Genomic DNA, 17952 nt, shown 5'->3' with positions numbered 1-17952 from the left:
CGTCGGCGGGCCGGGCCGGTCGGGGGCGGGTCACTTCACGATCCCCACGCCCGCCAGCGGCAGCCGGCTGCTCGTGAAGTGCTGCGGCGCACCCGCCACGCCCTTGCGGACGACGGTGATCGTCTGCGCCTGGAACAGCCAGTCCGCCGCGGCGTCCTCGGAGGCCTGCCGGGCCGCCTTGGCGAGCAGTGCGGTGCGCGTCTTCTCGTCCGGAGCCGCCACGGCCTGGGCGAACCAGTCCTGGACCTGCTTGTTGGCGTAGCCGAAGTAGTAGGCCGGGTTGGCGTAGTTGCCCAGGTCGCGCGGCTCGGCGTGGTTGACCAGGCTCAGCTCGTAGTCCTTGGCGGTGTAGACCTCGGTCAGCCAGGCGGTGAACTCCTGCTGCTTGACCGTCAGATCGATGCCCGCCTTCTTCAGGTCCGAGACCAGGACGTCGCCGATGGCCGCCGGATAGATGCTCGGGATCTTGAGGGTGAGCTTCAGCCCGCCGCCGAACCCCGCGTCGGCGAGCAGCTTCTTGGCCGCGGCCGGGTCGTACGCGTCGATCCCGGTCAGGTCCTCGTACCAGGGGTCCGCGGTCGGCACCGGGCCGCCGACCCGCACGCCGGCCCCGCCGAGCGCCTCGATCAGCGCGTTCTTGTCGATCGCGCGGCGGATCGCATGCCGTACCGCCGGGTTGTCCAGCGGGGGCTTCGCGTTGTTGAGCGCGAGCGTGTACTTGTCGGTGGTGGTGCCGCGCAGGACCGCGAAGCCGGCGTTCCCGGTGAAGGGTTGGAGCAGGGTCGCGTCCGCGCTGGTCTGGATGTCGGTCTGGCCGGTGGCCTGCGCGTTGTTGGCGGCGTTGCGGTCCGTGATGTACCGCAGCACGACCTTGGCGGCCTTCGCCTTGGGGCCGGGGCCCTGGTAGGCGTCGTTGCGGACCAGGGTCACCGAGGAGCCGCGCTGCCAGCCGCCCAGCTTGAAAGGCCCGGTGCCGTTCTCGGTGGCGTCCAGCTTCGCGAAGTCCGTGCCCTTCTTGTAGACGACCCCGGCGCGGCCGGTGAGCCCCCAGGTCAGGTCGTTGTCGCGCTGCTTCAAGGTGACGACGACGGTGCCCGGGTCCGGTGCGGCGACGCCCGCTATGGAGGCGAGCGCCTTGGCGTTGGGCTGCTTGCTGCCCGGTGCGACGGCCTGCTGCAAGGACCAGACGACGTCGTCCGCGGTGACCGGGGAGCCGTCGTGGAAGGCGGCGCCCGCGGCCAGCTTGAAGGTGTACGTCAGGCCGTCCGGCGACGCCTCGTAGGACGCGGCGAGCGCGGGGACGATCTTGTTGCCCGCGTTGGTGTCCACGGTGAGCAGGCCTTGGTACACGTTGTCGAGCAGCAGCTGCTCGAGCGCGGCGCCGGCGGTGGTGGTCAGGTTGAGGCTGGTCGGTTCGAGCACCAGGCGCACGTTGACCGTGGCGTTCGGGTCGAGTGCGGAGTCCGGTGCGGTGGACGGGCTTCCGGACGGGCCGGCGGCGCCCGTCGAGGTGTTCCCGTCGTTGCCCGACGGCGACTCGCCCGTACCGCACGCGACCGCGCCGAAGCCGGCGGCACCGGTCAGCACGAGGGCGGTCGCGAGGCGGAAAAGGGATCTGCGCATGGTGAAGTGATCTCCTTGCAGGGCGGCACGTGGCCGGTGAAGTCGTGGCGGGAACGCCGGGAACGAAGGGAACGAAGGGAACGAAGGGAAGGGGAAGACGGACTGGTGGTTCGCGGCGGCGGCCGCGGGGCCGCTACGCGGTGACGGCGGCCCGCACGAACGCGGCGAACTCGTCGTACACGTCCGCCTGGTCGGTCTCGGCGAGCACGTTGTGCCGGTCCTCGGGGAAGACCCGGGCCCGTGCGTTCGGCAGGCGCGCGGCGGTGGCCTCGACCGCGGCGGCCGGCGCCAGGTCGTCGGCGCCGCCGTGCAGGAACAGGATCGGGACGGTCGGGCGCCCGGCGCCGACGATCCCGGCGATGCGGCGGCCGCCCTCCTCCAGGGCGTCCAGGGTCTCCAGGCGCAGACCGCCGTCCCAGACCAGGGGATCGTTGCGGACCTGGTCCGCGTACGCGGAGTTGCCGCACAGCTCGGACGGGTCCTTGCGCAGGTCCAACGGGTCGATCCCGAGCTCTTCGAGGAGCTTGCGCAGGCCGCCCGCCCGGTCCGCCTCCGGGTTTCCGTCGGCGGAGAGCCCGATGCTCGCGCCGGCCAGCACCAAGGCCTTCGCATGTGCGGCGGACGGGCGTTCGCCGGCCAGCAGCAGGCTGATCGCGGCACCGAGCGAATGGCCCGCGAGCACCAGCGGCACGCCGGGACGCTCCTCCGCGATGCGGGCGAGGATCAGCTCGGCGTCGTCGGCCAGCGCGTCCAGGCTCTCCACCAGGACGCGCGTACCGTCGCTCAGACCGTGCCCGATGTGGTCGGGCGCCCACAGCTCGACCCCGTCCGCGGCCAGCCGCTCGGCCAACGGGCCGTACAGGCCCCCGTGTTCGCCCAGTCCGTGGAGGAAGAGCACGACCCCCGCAGGTGCGGTCTGCGGGCTGCCGGACGCATCGGCGCCGCTCGCCGCCTCCGCGGCGCCGGTGGCCGCGGCCGCCGGCCAGACCCGCAGGTGGAACTCTCCGCGGGCGCCGCGCAGCTTGATCTCCCGGGCAGTGAGGTGATGGATCGTCATGAGCGCGCCTCCGCGGTCGGGTCCAGAGCCGCATCAGCATCGCCCGCGACGGGTGCGGAGTCGAGAGTCGCGGCGAGGCCGCGCCGCAGGTCCGCGATCAGGTCGCCGACGCCCTCCAGGCCCACCGACAGCCGGACCAGACCGGGCGACACGCCCGCGGCCGCCTGCTGCGCCGCGTCGAGCTGCGCATGCGTGGTGGACGCCGGATGGATCGCCAGGCTGCGCGCGTCCCCGATGTTCGCCAAGTGGCTGAACAGCCGCAGCCCTTCGACGAACCGGCGGCCCGCGTCGAGCCCGCCCGCGAGGTCGACCGCGAGCACCGCACCCGCACCGCGCGGCAGGTACCGCCGGGCGGCCTCGTGCCACGGGCTGGACGGCAGGCTCGGATGGTCGACGCGCAGCACGCCGGGCTGCCCGGCGAGCCAGGCCGCCACCTGCTCGGCGTTCGCGGTGTGCCGGGCGACGCGCAGGGACAGCGTCTCCAGGCCCTGGAGGAGAAGGAAGCTGTTGAGCGGCGAGACGGCTGGGCCGAGGTCGCGCAGCAGGCGTACGCGCAGGCGCAGCGCGTACGCCACCCGGTCGGCGCCGAACCGGTCCCAGAACGACAGCCCGTGGTACGTCGGATCCGGCGCCACCAGCCCGGGCCAGCGCTCCGGGCGCGCCCCGAAGTCGAAGCGGCCGCCGTCGACCACCACGCCCCCGATCGCCGTGCCGTGCCCGCCCAGGAACTTCGTGGTCGAGTGCACCACGATGTCCGCACCGTGCTCCAGCGGGCGCAGGAGGTACGGCGTGAGGACCGTGTTGTCGACCACCAGCGGCACCCCGGCCGCATGCGCGACGCCGGCGACCGCAGCGATGTCGAGCACATTCCCGCGCGGGTTGCCGATGCTCTCCGCGAACAGCGCCCGCGTCTCGGGGCGGACCGCGCGCCGCCACGCGCCGATGTCGTCGGGGTCGTCGACGAACGTCACGTCGATGCCCAGGTCGGCGAAGGTGTGTTCGAGCAACGTGCGGGTGCCGCCGTACAGCGACGCCGCCGCGGCGATGTGGCCGCCGGCCCGCACCAGATTGAGCAGCGCAAGCGTGGTGGCCGCCTGGCCGCTGCCCACCGCGACCGCCGCGGTGCCGCCTTCCAGCGCGGCGATCCGCTCCTCGGCCGCCGCGGTCGTCGGGTTGGACAGGCGGGTGTACGCGTGCGTGTCGAGGTCGGTGAGCGCGAACGCGTCGGCGGCGTGCCCGGTGTCGCGGAACACGTAGCTCGTCGTCAGGTACACCGGCACGGCCCGCGCACCCGTCACCGGATCGGGACGGGCGCCCGCGTGGACCTGCAGCGTGTCGAACGCCGGGCCGCTGCGCACTGCCCCGCCCTCCGCGAGGTCGCGCCACCAGCGGTCGACCACGCGCGGGTGCGAACGCAGCCAGCCCAGCAGGGCGTTCTCGCCGAACGCGGGTTCGAGCGGATTGCCGGGATCCTCGGTGACGCCGTCCGCGACCGCGGCCAGCTCCGCGGGCAGGGTCAGCGGCTCGACCACCGCGTCCAGCCGCGGGCCCAGGAAGAACGGCAGGGAATAGCGGTCCACGCCCGGCGGCGGGGCCACCACCCGGTGCTGCGTGGCCCGCAGATAGCCGCCGGTGGCGATCTCCAGCATCTCGCCGATGTTGAAGACGAACGAGTCGGGCAGCGGTGCCGCGTCGATCCACGAACCGTCGCGTGCCTGGACCTGGAGCCCGCCGACCTCGTCCTGCTGGAGCAGCGCCAGATACCCGTAGTCCTTGTGCGCGCCCACGCCCTGCTCGACGTCGGCGGCGGGACGGCCCGGATAGTGCACGACCTTGACGTGGACCGCCGCCTCGTCGTCGAACCACTCGTCGAAGTAGCCGGAGTCCTGGCCGAGGGCGGCGGCCAGCGCGCGGAGCACCTCACGGCTCACCCGCAGCGCCTCGGCCTGCCAGCGCAGCACGACGTCCTTCAACTCCGGTAGTGCGGAGGGCCATTGGTTCGGGCCGACGAGGCGCAGGTACGCCGGGTCGCCGGGCTCGATGCGCAGCGCCTGCCGCTCCGGGCCGATGTCCAGTTGCTCGCGCCAGTCGGGGCCGCCGGCGGTGTACTCGGTGCCGGTGCGAGTGTAGCCGCGGAACTGCGGAGACCGGACGTTCTCGATCTCCAGGCGCTGCTCCTCGGGCAGCGCGAAGAAGCGTCGCGCGACCGCGAGGGCCTGCGCCCGTAGTCCGGGGTCGACGCCGTGGCCGACGACGTAGAAGAAGCCGATCTCGCGTGCCGCGTGCCGGAGTTCGGCCAGCAGCGCGGCGCGCTCGCCGGGGGTGCCGCGGAACCGGGAAATGTCGATCACCGGGAGCGCGGGGGAGCCGGAGGCCCGGTCCGAGCCGGGGGCGGTCGATGCGGGGGAGACGGAGTCGGGAGAGGCGGAGGCAGGTGGCACTGTGGTCGCTGACATGCGTGGTCCTCGGAAATGCCCGGTACGGCCGATCGGTGCGCGGTTCGGCAGCCGCGTGCGGCGCGGTGCGGCAACTGCCGTACGGCGCACGGGCGAAGGGCGCGACGGGACGGGGCGTACGGGGTGCGTCGGGGGGCTCGGCGGAGCGGAGGGCGGGCGAAGCGGCGGTCTTCCGGGCTGTGCCGGGCCGCCGGGCGCGCGTCAGCGACAGATCTGGTCGAAGTGGTCGGCGCGGCGCCCGGCCCAGAACGGGTCGAGGAGCGCGGACATGATCTGCTGCGGGGCCATGGCGGCGATGAAAGCACGCCCGCAGCCGGTCCGTCCACTTGTGAACGCGGCGCGAACGAGTCGTTGCCGGATCGCCCGGAAGGCCGCAAAAGCCTTGGTGACCTGGTGAGTTGCTGCCTACCATCACGGCCTGCCGCCGCGACCCCGCAGGAGATGCGCATGACTGTCGACACCACCCTCGACGCCGCCCCCGGCACTGCCCTCGACACGGCTGCCGATGCCGCCGACGGCCTTGCGGCGGCGCCCGAGCCGCTCGATCCGTCGACGTGGTCCTTCGAGACCCGCCAGATCCACGCGGGCACCGCACCCGATCCGGCCACCGGCGCACGGGCCGTCCCGATCTACCAGACGACCTCGTTCGTCTTCCGTGACACCGACCACGCCGCAGGGCTGTTCGACCTGTCCCAGGCCGGCCACATCTACACCCGCATCCACAACCCGACCACGGACGCGCTCGAACAGCGCGTCGCGGCACTCGAAGGCGGCGTCGCGGCCGTGGCCACCGCATCCGGCCAGGCCGCCACGACGCTCGCGGTGCTCAACCTCGCGGGCGCGGGCGACCACATCGTGTCCAGCGCGTCGCTGTACGGCGGTACGTACAACCTCTTCCACTGGACGCTGCCCAAGCTCGGCATCGACGTGACGTTCGTCGAGGACCCCGACGACCCGGCCGCGTGGCAGGCCGCGATCCGCCCCGAGACGAAACTGCTGTTCGCGGAGACCCTCGGCAACCCGCGCGGGAACGTCCTGGACATCGAGGCGGTCGCCGGGGTCGCGCATGCGGCCGGGGTCCCGCTGGTGGTCGACAACACCGTGCCCACGCCGTACCTGCTGCGCCCCATCGAGCACGGCGCGGACGTCGTCGTGCACTCCGCGACCAAGTACCTCGGCGGCCACGGCACGGCCATCGGCGGCATCGTGGTCGACGCCGGGACGTTCGACTTCGGCGCGCACGCCGAGCGCTTCCCCGGCTTCGTCACCCCGGACGCGAGCTACAACGGGCTGCGCTACTGGCCGGACCTGGGCTCGGGCGCCTATGCCGCGAAGCTCCGCGTGCAACTGCTGCGCGACGTGGGGGCGTCCATCGCGCCGCTCACCAGCTTCCTCATCCTGCAGGGCCTGGAGACGCTCTCGCTGCGCGTGGAGCGGCACGTGGCCAACGCCGCGGCGATCGCCGACTGGCTGTCCGGCCGCCCCGAGGTCGAGCACGTGCACTACGCGGGACTCCCGAACAGCCGCTGGTACGAGGCAGGGCAGCGGTACCTGCCGCGCGGCGCCGGCGCCATCGTGGCGTTCGAACTCGCCGGGGGAGTCGCGGCCGGGCGGCGCTTCGTGGACGCGCTCACGCTCTTCAGCCACCTCGCCAACATCGGCGACGTGCGCAGCCTGGTGATCCACCCGGCCAGCACCACGCACGCCCAGCTCACCCCGGAGGAGCGGCTCGCCACCGGGGTGACGCCCGGACTGGTCCGGCTCGCGGTCGGCATCGAAGGGCTCGCCGACCTGACCGCCGACCTGGAGGCCGGATTCCGCGCCTCGGCGGAACCCGGCGCGGACGCCGCCGCCCCGCCCGCGCCGCCGGCCGCCGTGCCGACGGCCTGACCGGTCGGAGCAGCGGCATGCCGTCCGGCCTGCGCACCTTGGCCCTCGACCGTCCCCTGCACCTCGAGTCCGGCGGCGTGCTGCCCGATGTCCGGATCGGCTACGAGACCTGGGGGACGCTCGCCCCGGACCGGTCGAACGCCGTGCTCGTCCTGCACGCGCTCACCGGCGACAGCCACGTCGCCGGACCCGCCGGCCCGGGGTTCCCCAGCCCCGGCTGGTGGGACGGACTCGTCGGGCCCGGGCGGGCGCTGGACACCGACCGGTGGTTCGTCATGGCCCCCAACGTGCTCGGGGGCTGCCGCGGCACCACCGGCCCGGCGTCCCTCGCACCCGACGGGCGGGCCTGGGGCAGCCGCTTCCCGCGGCTCACCATCCGCGACCAGGTGGCGGCCGAGGCCGCCGCCGCGGACGCGCTCGGCATCGACCGGTGGGCGGCGGTCGTCGGCGGCTCGATGGGCGGCATGCGGGCCCTCGAATGGGCCGTCACCCACCCTGACCGCGTGGGGGCGCTCTTCCTGGCCGCCTGCGGAGCCGCGGCCACCGCGGACCAGATCGCCTGGTGCGCGGCCCAGACCCACGCCATCCGCGCCGACCCGGGCTGGCACGGCGGCGACTACCACCACCTGCCGCCGGAGTCCGGCCCGTGGCGCGGCCTCGGCGTGGCCCGGCGCATCGCGCACATCACCTACCGCAGCGAGGCCGAACTCCAGGCCCGCTTCGGCCGGGAACGCCAACCGGGCGAGGGCCCGCACGGGCGGTACGCGGTCGAGTCGTACCTGGACCACCACTCCGCGAAGCTGGTGGCCCGCTTCGACGCGGGCAGCTACGTGGTCCTCACCGAGGCCATGAACAGCCACGACGTGGGCCGCGGCCGCGGCGGCATCGCCGCGGCGCTGTCGCGGATCACCGCCCCCACCACCGTCGCCGCGGTCGGCACCGACCGCCTCTACCCGCCCGCCCAGCAGCGCGCCCTGGCCGAGGCCATCCCGACCGCCCGCGACCTGGCCTGGATCGACTCGCCCTACGGGCATGACGGCTTCCTGATCGAACTCGACCAGGTCGCCCCGCTGGTGGCCGCCGCCCTGACCCGCACACCGGCTGCCGTCCACACCCGCCCTTCGACTCCGTGGGGAGCCTTCTGACCCCGAGGGGCCGCGGCGGCCGAGGGGGGCGACTCCTGCGGCGGCCCGTGAACGCCGGATACCGTACGCGGATGGCCGACGAAGCAGTCATCCAAGTCCTGTTCGTGGACGCCGCGACCGGCGCGGAGTTCGCGCGCAGCCCGGTGCCCGCGGGTCACCTGCCGGAATCCTTCGAGACGGCGACGCAGTTGGCGATGGGCGGCGTGGACTGGGAGGTGGTCCGGGCCGATCCGCCCACGGCCGCCGAGTACGTGGCCCAGGGGCGCCTGGTCCTGACGCTGGCCCGCGTCGAGCAGGTGGCCCCGCGCGACGTGAAGTACTCGATGCCCACACTGTGCGACCCGCTCCCGGCGATGGAGCCGCACGACGGCCCCGAGCCGCTCTTCATGCTGCACGAAGACGACTGGCGGCAGGTCGAGTTGGTGTCCGGCCTGGTCGGTGCGGAGGTGGCGATGGAGCTGGCCGAGATCCGCCGGATCCACCGGTTCCATGCTCAGCAGGTGACGCACGAAGGCCGGCAGTTGCGCGTCTTCGACCAGTTGCACGTGCGGGCGACGCCGACCGTTCCTCTGGACGGCGTCGCCCTGCCGATGCAGCGGCTGACGGAGTTGATCCCGGTACAGGGCCAGGTCCACCGGGGCGTCGGGTTCGGCGGGCAGCCGGGCCGGGTGGCCGGGTCGTACGCCTTCGACGCGGGCGAGGGCGTCACCGTCTACGGACTGGAGGACGGGCCGCTGGTGTCCGTGCTGGCTTTCGCCGGGGCCCACCCGGCCGCCCTCCCCGGAATGCGGCGCCTGATGGCGGAGTTCGGCCTCTCCGCAGTGGACTGGTGCGCGGCGGAGACCACCTGAGCGGACGCCGGCCGGCGCTCAGACGAGCGCGCCGGAGCGCGTGTCGTCCGGGACGGGCTCTGCAGGGGGAGCGGGAACCTCGGCCGGGGAATCTGCCGACTCGGTACGCGCACCCGACCGGGTGGCGCCCATCCCCGCGGCGACCACGCACACGACGCCGAGGACCGAGGCCGGGCCCGGGATCTGGCCGAGGAAGACCAGGCCGATCAGCAGGGCGATGGCCGGTTCCACGCTCATCAGGACGCCGAAGGATGCGGTGCTCAGCTTCCGCAGGGCCAGGAATTCGAGGGTGAACGGCAGGACCGGGTGCAGCACGGCCAGCGCCAGGGTGATGAGCAGCAGCTGCCAGGTGAGGTTGCCCGCCTCGGTCGGTGCGGCGACGAAGGTGGCGGCCAGGGCGGCGACCGGCATCGATACGGCGAGGCCCTTGAGGCCTGTGACGTTGTCGCCGACGTGCTGGGTGAGCAGGATGTAGGCGGCCCAGCCGACCGCGGCCGCGAGTGCGAAGCCGACGCCGAGCAGGTCGACGCCGCCGTGCCACGGCTCGGTGAGGAGCAGGACGCCGGCCGCCGCGATCAGCGCCCAGATCTTCCGGCCGCCGCGGGCGGTGTACATGGCCACGCCCAGCGGGCCGAGGAACTCCAGCGCGCTGGCGGTGCCCAGGGGGATGCGGGCGGCCGCGCTCATGAACAGCAGCATCATCGCGGCGGTCGCGACGCCGAGGACCACGCACGCGATCAGGTCTTTGCGGGTGAAGTCGGAGGGGCGCGGGCGTATGAGGACCAGGAGGATCACGCCCGCCCAGGCGAGCCGGACCCAGGCCGCGCCGAGCGGGCCGAGGCTGTCGAACATGTGGACCGAGGCGGCCAGCCCGAGCTGGACGCACAGCATGGCCGATACCGCCATGAGCGCGCCGGCTTGGACTCCGCGGGCAGGCGGAGCCAGGTGGTGGGTCTTCATGGGGACCAGTACACGCCGTATGGATCATTCGTGTCCACGTGTTGATTGTTGATGATCCGTTCGAAGATGACGGACAATGGGCTCATGGAGACACGCCGCCTGGAGATGCTCGCGGAATTGGCCCGGCTCGGCTCGATGCGCGCGGTCGCGGAGGCGATGGACACCACCACCTCGACGGTCTCCCAGCAGATCGGCGTCCTCGCCCGCGAGATGCGGGCCACCCTGATCGAGCCCGACGGGCGGCGCGTACGCCTCACCCCGCAGGGCCGCCGCCTCGCCGAGCACGCCGTGACGATCCTCGCCGCGGTCGAGGCGGCCCGCCTCGACGTGGGCTCGGACGCCGAGCCGAACGGCACGCTGCGGGCCGCCGGATTCGCCACCGCGGTACGCCGCTCGCTCCTGCCCGTCGTCCGCGAGCTCGCCGGGACGCATCCGCGCCTGCACGTGCTGGTCCGCGAGCACGAGCCGGCCGAGGCGCTGGCGATGCTGGCCGCGGACGAGGTCGACCTGGCCCTGACGTACGACTACAACATGGCCCCGGAGCCGCCCGACCCTTCGGTGTGGACGACCCGGCTGTGGACCACGCGCTGGGGACTGGCCGTACCCGACGAGGGCGCGCTGCCGCCCGCCGACGCGGTCGACGTCTTCGCCCGCTTCCGGACCCGGGACTGGATCGTCAACTCGCGGAACACCGCCGACGACGTCGTGATCGGCACGCTGGGCTCGATGGCCGGCTTCCATCCGCGCATCACGCACCGCGCGGACAGCCTCGACCTGGTCCAGGAGATGATCGCCGCGGACCTGGGCGTCGGCCTGCTCCCGATGGACGTCCCCGTGGTTCCGGGCGTCCGCATCCTGCCGCTCGCCTCGCCGCACGTGGAGATGCGCTGCTACGCGGTCGCCCCGCACGGGCGCCGCGACTGGCCGCCGCTGGCCTTGGTGGCGTCCATGCTCGCCGGGTCCTGAACCCCGCCCGCGCCGCTCCGGGCGTTGCCGCGGGAACTCGGCACCGGATTGCGGAACTGGTGTCCCGAGGACGGCCGCCGCGTCAGCGCCATCCGCGAACGGCTTCGGCGGACGGCGCGTTGCGGAGCGATCCGGGGCATCTCGGCGCGGAATGCGGGGAGTTCGGGCCGTCCCCGGCCGTACGGCGGTGCCCGTCGCGTCCGGCAACAGGCGTCGCGCGTCGCGCTGCCGCCCCGGCGGGCGAGGTCCACGATGCGCAGTGTCTCGCATCGTGGATGCCTCAGCCGGGCGGCCAACGTCCGGCGCATGCAGGCGAATGGGTGACGCGGGGCGGACGCGCAGGGGGGTGGCCGCACAGGATGATCACGGCGCTCGTAGGCTCAGCCATATGGGATCTGCCGCGTCTTCGCCTGCCGAGACTCTCGCCCGACTGCTCGCGGGCAACCAGCGCTTCGTCTCGGGCGTGCCCGAGCACCCCAACCAGGACGCCACGCGCCGCGCCGACCAGGCGCCCGCGCAGACGCCGTTCGCGGTGCTGCTGGGCTGCTCCGACTCGCGCCTGGCCGCCGAGATCATCTTCGACCAGGGGCTCGGCGACCTGTTCGTGGTGCGCACCGCGGGCCAGGTGCTCGGCGCCGAGGTGCTGGGCAGCATCGAGTACGGGACCGGAGTGCTCGACTGCCGCCTGGTCGTCGTGCTCGGCCACGACTCGTGCGGTGCGGTCGCGGCCGCCCGGCAGGCCGTCGAGGAGGGGCTGCCGACCAGCGGCTACGTGCGCGACGTCATCGAGCGCGTGACCCCCAGCGTCCTCGCCGCCCGGGCCGCGGGACTCACCTCCGACGACGACATCATCGACGAGCACGTCCGGCACACCGTCGACGTCCTCATGGACCGCTCCCGGGTGCTGGCCGAGCTGGTCGAGGCCGGGCGCGCGGCCGTCGTGGGCATGTCGTACCGGCTCGCCGAGGGCAGCACGCGCGTCGTGACGGCGCGCGGCGTCGAGGTGCCCGCCTGACCAGCGCAGCCTGACCAGCGCAGCCTGGGCGCCGCGGCCGGCCGACGGCCGGCCCGGCGCCGGGCGGGCGGCCGGTCAGTCCACGTCGATGTGGACGCTGCCCGTGGAGATCCCGCACACCCGCCACGTCCCGCCCTCGCGGCGCAGATCGACGTTGTAGGGGCTCGGCGTCTTGTCCGTGCCGGTGATCGACACGTTCACCGTCGCGGTGTCGCCGCTCTCCACGGAGCCGGTCAGTTCGGCGGTGAACCCGGTGCCTTCCCCGGCCAGGACCTTCAACGGGTCCTCGCCGGGCTTCCCGCCGCACTGGCCGTGGAACGCCTCGGCCGAGCCGCCTGCGGCGACCGCCTTGAGGTAGTCGCGGGTGGTGTCGTGGATCGGGCCGTCCATGATGTCGGACGAGCACGCAGCGACCGCGAATGCCGCCGCGATCAGCGGAGCGCCCACCGCGGCCCGCCGGGCGGCGCGCCGCGCCGCCGCGGATCTTCCGGTCCGCTCCCCGCTACGCATCATCACGGTCCCCCTGTCCGTAGACGTGTCCCTGGCTCGCCCCCCGGCAGCCCGGAGGGATGCTAGCGCGGCCCGGCCGGGCGCCGGGTGCGGACTGGGGTGCCGCCGGGAGTCAGCCGACCGAGCCGAACCAGCCGGGGACGTCCAGCCGGAAGAAGTCGTCCGGGGTCATCCGGCGCATGTCGGCCTCGAGTTCGCGCAGCCGCTCGGGGCCCAGCTCGGCCGCCCAGCGGGCCCGGATGGTCTCGAAGACCCGGGCCGAGCGGACCAGGACGTCCACCCCGCGCGCGGTCAGGTGCACGAGCTTGCGGCGCGCGTCGTGCGGGTCGGGGGAAAGGGTGACGTAGCCGAGGCCTTCCAACGTGGCGATGGACTTGCCGGCGGCCTGCTTGGAGATGCCGAGCGCGCGGCCCAGGTCGGCGGCGGTGGTGCCGTGCGGGCCGATGGCCTGGAAGACGTAGCCGTGCGTGGGGCGCACATCCGGGTGGCCCTGGGCGGCGAGTTCGGCGTGCACTTCGTCGAGGGCCATGCGGAAGGCCATGAACATGCGCAGCGGGAGCTCGAAGCCCGGCGCATCGTGCGGCGCGGAAGCCATCGGCGTACCCCTCGCATATCGACAACTTTGTTGTCCAGTATAGGCGCCGCGCGGCCCGGAAAACAGCGAGGGGCCATCAGGGCGAAACGCCCCGATGGCCCCTCGGCCGAAGATTCGGACTCAGGCGTCCGCAGCTTCCGCAGCGCCCGACTTGGCGGCGTCGCGGGCCTCGACCTCGGCCAGGAACCGGGTCACGGTGTCGCCCGAGGCGGTGAACTCGCCGAGCTGCTCGCCGATGATCTTGGCGGCCAGCTCGGTCGCGATGATGCCGATCTCGGCGTGCAGCACGACCTCGGCGGCGGCACGCTCCGCAGCGATCGCGGTGCGGCCCGCGGCGACCAGCTCGTCGCGCACCCGGCCGGCCTCGCCGCGCGCCTCGGCGACCGCCTCGGCGCCCTCGTCGACGGCGTCCTGGCGGATCCGGGCCGCCTCGCGGCGCGCGTCGGCGGTCTCGCGGACGAGCTCGGCCTTCGCCTCGCGGATCTCCTCCTCGAGGCGGCCGACGCGGTCGAAGCCGCCCTCGAGCGCGTCGTGGCGGTCGGCGAGGACCTTGGTGATGCGGGGTATCAGCACGCCGCCGACTATCGCGAACACAAAGGCGAACGCGAGGATGGCGACAATCAGGTCGGCGACGTCAGGCGTCAGAGGTCCCATGCGGACACCCTATGTGCGCGCCGGTGCGCACCCGCCACCGGGTCCGCGGCGCGGTCCGCAGCAGGGCAGTTCGCCGCAACTTCGCCGGAACTGCGCGCAATTGGTCCTCCGCATCGCCTGGCTTCCGGGCTCCCGCGACAATGACCTGATGACCGAACGAGAGCCACTCCGCGATGCCCGGGGGCGCATCGTCGCCGACTACTTGGCCGGCATGCGCGGCGGCCGCCCGTGGGCGGACGACCTGCGCGCCGCGCCCGGTACGCCGGTACCCGACCTCGTCGCCGCCATCCGCGCCGGCCTGCCGGACTGGCACGTGTCCGTCGACGAGGAGGTCGGCGTGCAACTGGCGGCGCACGGCGCCGAGTTGCGCCGGCATTCGCACTGCTACACCTGGGACCTGGCGGCCGCCCCGCCGGAACCGCGCTGGGAGTTCCCGGCCCTGCCGCGCACGATGGTGATGGTCCCGGCGGGCGACCTCGAGGCGGCCCACCTCACGCCCGCGTGGATGTCCGCGTATCCGGTCGGCCACCCGGACAACCGGCACGGCGAGACCTTCGAGAGCGCCCGCGAGCAGCTCGCGATCCTGTTCGACGGGACGCTGATCGGCGGACTCATGCCGTGCAGCGTCGCGGTCCTGGACGGCTCCCGGCCGATCGCCGCCTGCCTGGTGAGCGACCGCCCGGGCAGCGCGCCGATGGGCGGGCCGTGGATCACCGAGGTCTTCCGCGACGCGGCCTCCCGGTACGCCGGCCTCGGGGTGACCGTGCTGCGCAGCACCCTGGCCCGCGCCGCGCAGGACGGGGTGCGCGCGATCGGCCTCACGGTCACCGAGGGCAACCGGGCCCGCAACACCTACGACAAGCTCGGCTTCGCCCTGACCGGCTCGTTCATGACCCTCACCATCCCGCCGGCGGCCTGACCGCGGCGCCGCCCGGGGCCGGTGAGACCCGGGTGACACGGGTGAAACGTCTGGCCTGTATAACCCATATGCCTGGGTGGTGACGCATCGGCCGTACCGGTGCCGAACCGGCGCGGGACTCGTGCGGGATGTGACGAAGGTCCCGCGCGCCCGCGGCTTCGCGTCCCTCATGCTTGTCCGTTTCGCCCTGAACTGGGGCATTGGCATCGTGCGCAAGGCCGAGTTTTTACCCGGACGAGTGACCGATATGTGAAACGGCCTTGCATGAACATGCGGAGGACTGCATAGTTTTCCTGTGTCCAAAGTCCTGACTTCCCTGCCCGTCGACGAGCGTGTCGGCATCGCCTTCTCCGGTGGCCTCGACACCTCGGTGGCCGTCGCCTGGATGCGCGACAAGGGCGCCATCCCCTGCACCTACACCGCCGACATCGGTCAGTACGACGAGCCCGACATCACGTCGGTCCCCGGCCGTGCCAAGACCTACGGTGCCGAGATCGCGCGCCTGGTCGACTGCCGCGCGGCTCTCGTCGACGAGGGCCTCGCCGCCCTCGCCTGCGGCGCCTTCCACATCCGCTCCGGCGGCCGCGCGTACTTCAACACCACGCCGCTCGGCCGTGCGGTCACGGGCACCCTGCTGGTCCGGGCCATGCTCGAGGACGACGTGCAGGTCTGGGGCGACGGCTCCACCTTCAAGGGCAACGACATCGAGCGGTTCTACCGCTACGGCCTGCTCGCCAACCCGCGCCTGCGGATCTACAAGCCGTGGCTCGACGCGCGGTTCGTGCAGGAGCTGGGCGGCCGCAAGGAGATGTCCGAGTGGCTGCTCGAGCGCGGGCTGCCCTACCGGGACAGCGCCGAGAAGGCGTACTCCACGGACGCCAACATCTGGGGCGCCACGCACGAGGCCAAGACCCTGGAGCACCTCGACACCGGCGTCGAGACCGTCGACCCGATCATGGGCGTGCGGTTCTGGGACCCGGCCGTCGAGATCGCCACCGAGGACGTCTCGATCGGCTTCGAGCAGGGCCGCCCGGTCACCATCAACGGCAAGGAGTTCGCCTCCGCCGTCGACCTGGTGATGGAGGCCAACGCCATCGGCGGCCGGCACGGCATGGGCATGTCGGACCAGATCGAGAACCGCATCATCGAGGCCAAGAGCCGCGGCATCTACGAGGCCCCGGGCATGGCACTGCTGCACGCGGCCTACGAGCGCCTGGTCAACGCCATCCACAACGAGGACACCCTCGCGCAGTACCACAACGAGGGCCGCCGCCTCGGCCGCCTCATGTACGAGGGCCGCTGGCTCGACCCGCAGGCCCTCATGGTCCGCGAGTCGCTGCAGCGCTGGGTCGGCACCGCCATCACCGGCGAGGTCGTGCTCCGGCTCCGCCGCGGCGAGGACTACTCGATCCTCGACACCACCGGCCCCGCCCTCAGCTACCACCCGGACAAGCTGTCCATGGAGCGCACCGAGGACTCGGCGTTCGGCCCGTCCGACCGCATCGGCCAGCTGACCATGCGCAACCTGGACATCGCCGACTCGCGGGCGAAGCTCGAGCAGTACGCCTCGATCGGCCTGCTCGGCGCCGACCACCCGGCCGTCGGCACCGCGGCCGCGACCGGCCTCATCGGCGCCCTCCCCGACGGCGGCGCCGAGGCCATCGCCTCGCGCGGCACCGCCCCGGACGAGGACGCGCTGGACCGCGCCGCCATGGAGCTGGGCACCGACTGACGCCCCATCACGCGCGCAGCACCTTCGAAGGGCCGTCCCGGTCTGCACCAGACCGGGACGGCCCTTCGGCGTGTGCGGGCCGTCCGGCGCGACACGGGCTCCGGCAATCAGGGCAATCCGCAGTAAATACGCCTAACTTGTCCCGATAGGCGGATTGCGTCGGCCGAGAGGCGCCGGCGTCCCCGCTCCATCGACTGCGGAGGCGCCTGTGACCGCGACGGCCCCGGCAACCGGGCCGGTCGACCTGGACCGGCTGGCCGCGCTGCTGGACGAGCTCACCGGGCTCATGCTGCACGGCAGCGGGGAAGGCGCCGAGGCCATCGCCGAGATCGCCGACGACGTCGCGCGGGCCTACGGCGGGCGGGCCGACCTGCTGCTCACCGCGGAGAGCGCGGCGGTCAGCATCACCGGCGGGGGAGAGACCCGTACTTTCGTCGTACGCCGGTTCCCGGATGTGGGACGCCTGGACCGCGCCGTCGCCGTCAAGCAGCTGGCGGTGGACATCACGCGGCAGCGCGTCGACCTGCCGACCGCCGAGAAGCGGCTCCGGGCGATCACCGAATCGCCCGACCCGTACCCGTGGTGGCTGCGGCTGGTCGGCATCGTGCTCTTCTCCGTCGGGTTCGCCCCGGCCGTGCAGCGCACCTGGTACGAGGTGGGCTCCACTGCGGTCCTGGCCACCATCACCGCCGTGCTCGCGGTCGCGGCCGCCACCCGGCCGCGGCTGAACCTGGTCTTCCCGCTGCTCGCCTCCACCGCCGTGGCCACCACCGCCCTGGCCGTCTTCGCCCAGGACAGCTCGCACGGCGGCAAGGTGCTCATCATGCTCCCGGCGCTGTTCTTCCTGGTGCCCGGCGACATCCTCAGCGCCGCGGCCACCGAACTCGCCGCGGGCAGCCTGACCACCGGCGCGGTCCGCCTCGTGTACGCGACGTTCCTGCTGGTCCAGCTCTATATCGGGGTGGTGATCGGCGCCGCGCTCACCGGGACCTCGCTGCGCACCTTCACGGACCGGCAGGCGCCCGACGACCTGCCCTACTGGGCCGTCCTGCTCGGCTGGGCGGTCTTCGCGCTGGGCGCGCTGCTCGCCTTCGGCGTGCCGTGGCGGCTCTTCGGCTGGATGCTCGTGCTGGTCTACCTGCCGCTCGCCGTGCAGGCCGGCGCCACCAAGGTCGCCGGGTCCGTCGCGGGCACCTTCGTCGCGGCCACCGTGCTGTCCGCCGCGGCCTCCTTCCTGGCCCGGCCCGACCACCGGCCGCCGCGGATCGTCCTCGTCCTGGCCGGCTTCTTCACCCTCACCGTCGGCTCGCTCGGCCTGCGCGGACTCACCGTCCTGGCCGGCGGCCACAAGATCCAGGGCTTCCAGGACCTGGGCGAACTGGTCACCCAGGTCGTGGTGATCGCCCTCGGCCTGATTGCCGGGGCGGCACTCGTCCCGCGGCCCGCCTGGCGCGCGGCACCGGGGCCGCAGCCGGCCGCGCCGGACGCCTGATCCGTACGCCCGCACCGCACCCGCCGGGTCGCGCGCCTGCGCCGTGCGGGTGAGCATGGTCGTGGATCTCGACCACCCGGCGCCCCG

Annotated in this window: 15 protein-coding genes and 1 pseudogene; 8 read left to right on the top strand and 8 right to left on the bottom strand. The window is 73.4% G+C overall.

Annotated features, from left to right (window positions below):
• Window positions 1-30: 30 nt before the first annotated feature.
• The 4 genes and pseudogenes from LZ495_RS08740 to LZ495_RS08725 all read right to left on the bottom strand — a co-directional run.
• Window positions 31-1623 carry an ABC transporter substrate-binding protein gene (locus tag LZ495_RS08740; RefSeq protein ID WP_235051436.1) on the bottom strand — a complete coding sequence of 531 codons (1593 nt, stop codon included), beginning with the start codon at window positions 1621-1623 and terminating at the stop codon, window positions 31-33.
• A 133-nt stretch (window positions 1624-1756) separates the two neighbouring features.
• The gene (locus LZ495_RS08735; RefSeq protein ID WP_235051435.1) at window positions 1757-2680 is read right to left on the bottom strand and encodes an alpha/beta fold hydrolase; all 924 of its coding nucleotides are present in this window, start codon (window positions 2678-2680) and stop codon (window positions 1757-1759) included.
• Window positions 2677-4080, bottom strand: a complete 1404-nt coding sequence (locus LZ495_RS08730; protein ID WP_308267818.1) for an O-acetylhomoserine aminocarboxypropyltransferase/cysteine synthase family protein — start codon at window positions 4078-4080, stop codon at window positions 2677-2679. The genes LZ495_RS08735 and LZ495_RS08730 overlap by 4 nt, the downstream gene beginning before the upstream one ends.
• 204 nt (window positions 4081-4284) lie before the next feature.
• Window positions 4285-5136: pseudogene (locus tag LZ495_RS08725) on the bottom strand (isopenicillin N synthase family dioxygenase); the annotation flags it as partial.
• Between the two features lie 447 nt (window positions 5137-5583).
• On the opposite strand from LZ495_RS08725, the gene LZ495_RS08720 reads away from it, so the two are divergent.
• The 3 genes from LZ495_RS08720 (at window position 5584) to LZ495_RS08710 (ending at window position 9022) form a co-directional block, all read left to right on the top strand.
• Complete coding sequence (locus LZ495_RS08720) at window positions 5584-7026, top strand: bifunctional o-acetylhomoserine/o-acetylserine sulfhydrylase (RefSeq protein ID WP_235051434.1); 1443 nt, start codon at window positions 5584-5586, stop codon at window positions 7024-7026.
• A gap of 17 nt (window positions 7027-7043) precedes the next feature.
• Window positions 7044-8171, top strand: coding sequence for a homoserine O-acetyltransferase MetX (gene metX, locus LZ495_RS08715; RefSeq protein WP_235051433.1), 1128 nt, complete (start codon window positions 7044-7046; stop codon window positions 8169-8171).
• Between the two features lie 71 nt (window positions 8172-8242).
• Window positions 8243-9022, top strand: a complete 780-nt coding sequence (locus tag LZ495_RS08710) for a hypothetical protein (protein ID WP_235051432.1) — start codon at window positions 8243-8245, stop codon at window positions 9020-9022.
• Window positions 9023-9040: 18 nt separating this feature from the next.
• On the opposite strand, the gene LZ495_RS08705 is transcribed toward LZ495_RS08710, so the two are convergent.
• Window positions 9041-9982: an EamA family transporter gene (locus LZ495_RS08705; RefSeq protein ID WP_235051431.1), complete on the bottom strand. Its 942-nt coding sequence runs from the start codon at window positions 9980-9982 to the stop codon at window positions 9041-9043.
• 84 nt (window positions 9983-10066) lie between these two features.
• Here LZ495_RS08705 and LZ495_RS08700 point away from each other — a divergent pair, with 84 nt between their 5' ends.
• The gene (locus tag LZ495_RS08700) at window positions 10067-10948 is read left to right on the top strand and encodes a LysR family transcriptional regulator (protein ID WP_235051430.1); all 882 of its coding nucleotides are present in this window, start codon (window positions 10067-10069) and stop codon (window positions 10946-10948) included.
• Window positions 10949-11336: 388 nt separating this feature from the next.
• Window positions 11337-11963, top strand: coding sequence for a carbonic anhydrase (locus tag LZ495_RS08695; protein WP_235051429.1), 627 nt, complete (start codon window positions 11337-11339; stop codon window positions 11961-11963).
• 75 nt (window positions 11964-12038) lie between these two features.
• Here the strand turns inward: LZ495_RS08695 and LZ495_RS08690 are convergent, their stop codons facing one another.
• The 3 genes from LZ495_RS08690 to LZ495_RS08680 all read right to left on the bottom strand — a co-directional run bounded on the left by LZ495_RS08690 (window position 12039) and on the right by LZ495_RS08680 (window position 13722).
• Complete coding sequence (locus LZ495_RS08690; protein ID WP_235051428.1) at window positions 12039-12476, bottom strand: hypothetical protein; 438 nt, start codon at window positions 12474-12476, stop codon at window positions 12039-12041.
• 109 nt (window positions 12477-12585) lie between these two features.
• Window positions 12586-13068: a MarR family winged helix-turn-helix transcriptional regulator gene (locus LZ495_RS08685; RefSeq protein WP_235051427.1), complete on the bottom strand. Its 483-nt coding sequence runs from the start codon at window positions 13066-13068 to the stop codon at window positions 12586-12588.
• 120 nt (window positions 13069-13188) lie between these two features.
• Window positions 13189-13722 (bottom strand): F0F1 ATP synthase subunit B family protein, encoded by a 534-nt coding sequence (locus tag LZ495_RS08680; RefSeq protein WP_235051426.1) that lies wholly within the window; start codon window positions 13720-13722, stop codon window positions 13189-13191.
• Window positions 13723-13870: 148 nt separating this feature from the next.
• Here LZ495_RS08680 and LZ495_RS08675 point away from each other — a divergent pair, with 148 nt between their 5' ends.
• The 3 genes from LZ495_RS08675 (at window position 13871) to LZ495_RS08665 (ending at window position 17865) form a co-directional block, all read left to right on the top strand.
• Window positions 13871-14641, top strand: a complete 771-nt coding sequence (locus tag LZ495_RS08675) for a GNAT family N-acetyltransferase (protein WP_235051425.1) — start codon at window positions 13871-13873, stop codon at window positions 14639-14641.
• A gap of 295 nt (window positions 14642-14936) precedes the next feature.
• The gene (gene argG, locus LZ495_RS08670; protein ID WP_235051424.1) at window positions 14937-16373 is read left to right on the top strand and encodes an argininosuccinate synthase; all 1437 of its coding nucleotides are present in this window, start codon (window positions 14937-14939) and stop codon (window positions 16371-16373) included.
• A 208-nt stretch (window positions 16374-16581) separates the two neighbouring features.
• Window positions 16582-17865, top strand: a complete 1284-nt coding sequence (locus LZ495_RS08665) for a threonine/serine exporter family protein (RefSeq protein WP_235051423.1) — start codon at window positions 16582-16584, stop codon at window positions 17863-17865.
• The last annotated feature ends 87 nt before the right edge of the window (window positions 17866-17952 follow it).

The organism is Yinghuangia soli (assembly GCF_021502675.1).
Lineage (GTDB): Bacteria > Actinomycetota > Actinomycetes > Streptomycetales > Streptomycetaceae > Yinghuangia > Yinghuangia soli.
Note: the sequence above shows the minus strand (reverse complement) of the source record. Positions and strands in the feature narration are given on the sequence as shown.

What these genes read in the sequence shown, in the direction of transcription:
- LZ495_RS08710 (WP_235051432.1), top strand. Translation starts at nt 8,243, where the DNA reads ATGGCCGACGAAGCAGTCATCCAAGTCCTGTTCGTGGACGCCGCGACC.
- metX (WP_235051433.1), top strand. Translation starts at nt 7,044, where the DNA reads ATGCCGTCCGGCCTGCGCACCTTGGCCCTCGACCGTCCCCTGCACCTC.
- LZ495_RS08675 (WP_235051425.1), top strand. Translation starts at nt 13,871, where the DNA reads ATGACCGAACGAGAGCCACTCCGCGATGCCCGGGGGCGCATCGTCGCC.
- LZ495_RS08735 (WP_235051435.1), bottom strand. Translation starts at nt 2,680, where the DNA reads ATGACGATCCATCACCTCACTGCCCGGGAGATCAAGCTGCGCGGCGCC.
- LZ495_RS08685 (WP_235051427.1), bottom strand. Translation starts at nt 13,068, where the DNA reads ATGGCTTCCGCGCCGCACGATGCGCCGGGCTTCGAGCTCCCGCTGCGC.
- LZ495_RS08695 (WP_235051429.1), top strand. Translation starts at nt 11,337, where the DNA reads ATGGGATCTGCCGCGTCTTCGCCTGCCGAGACTCTCGCCCGACTGCTC.
- LZ495_RS08720 (WP_235051434.1), top strand. Translation starts at nt 5,584, where the DNA reads ATGACTGTCGACACCACCCTCGACGCCGCCCCCGGCACTGCCCTCGAC.
- LZ495_RS08700 (WP_235051430.1), top strand. Translation starts at nt 10,067, where the DNA reads ATGGAGACACGCCGCCTGGAGATGCTCGCGGAATTGGCCCGGCTCGGC.
- LZ495_RS08705 (WP_235051431.1), bottom strand. Translation starts at nt 9,982, where the DNA reads ATGAAGACCCACCACCTGGCTCCGCCTGCCCGCGGAGTCCAAGCCGGC.
- LZ495_RS08690 (WP_235051428.1), bottom strand. Translation starts at nt 12,476, where the DNA reads ATGATGCGTAGCGGGGAGCGGACCGGAAGATCCGCGGCGGCGCGGCGC.
- LZ495_RS08680 (WP_235051426.1), bottom strand. Translation starts at nt 13,722, where the DNA reads ATGGGACCTCTGACGCCTGACGTCGCCGACCTGATTGTCGCCATCCTC.
- LZ495_RS08740 (WP_235051436.1), bottom strand. Translation starts at nt 1,623, where the DNA reads ATGCGCAGATCCCTTTTCCGCCTCGCGACCGCCCTCGTGCTGACCGGT.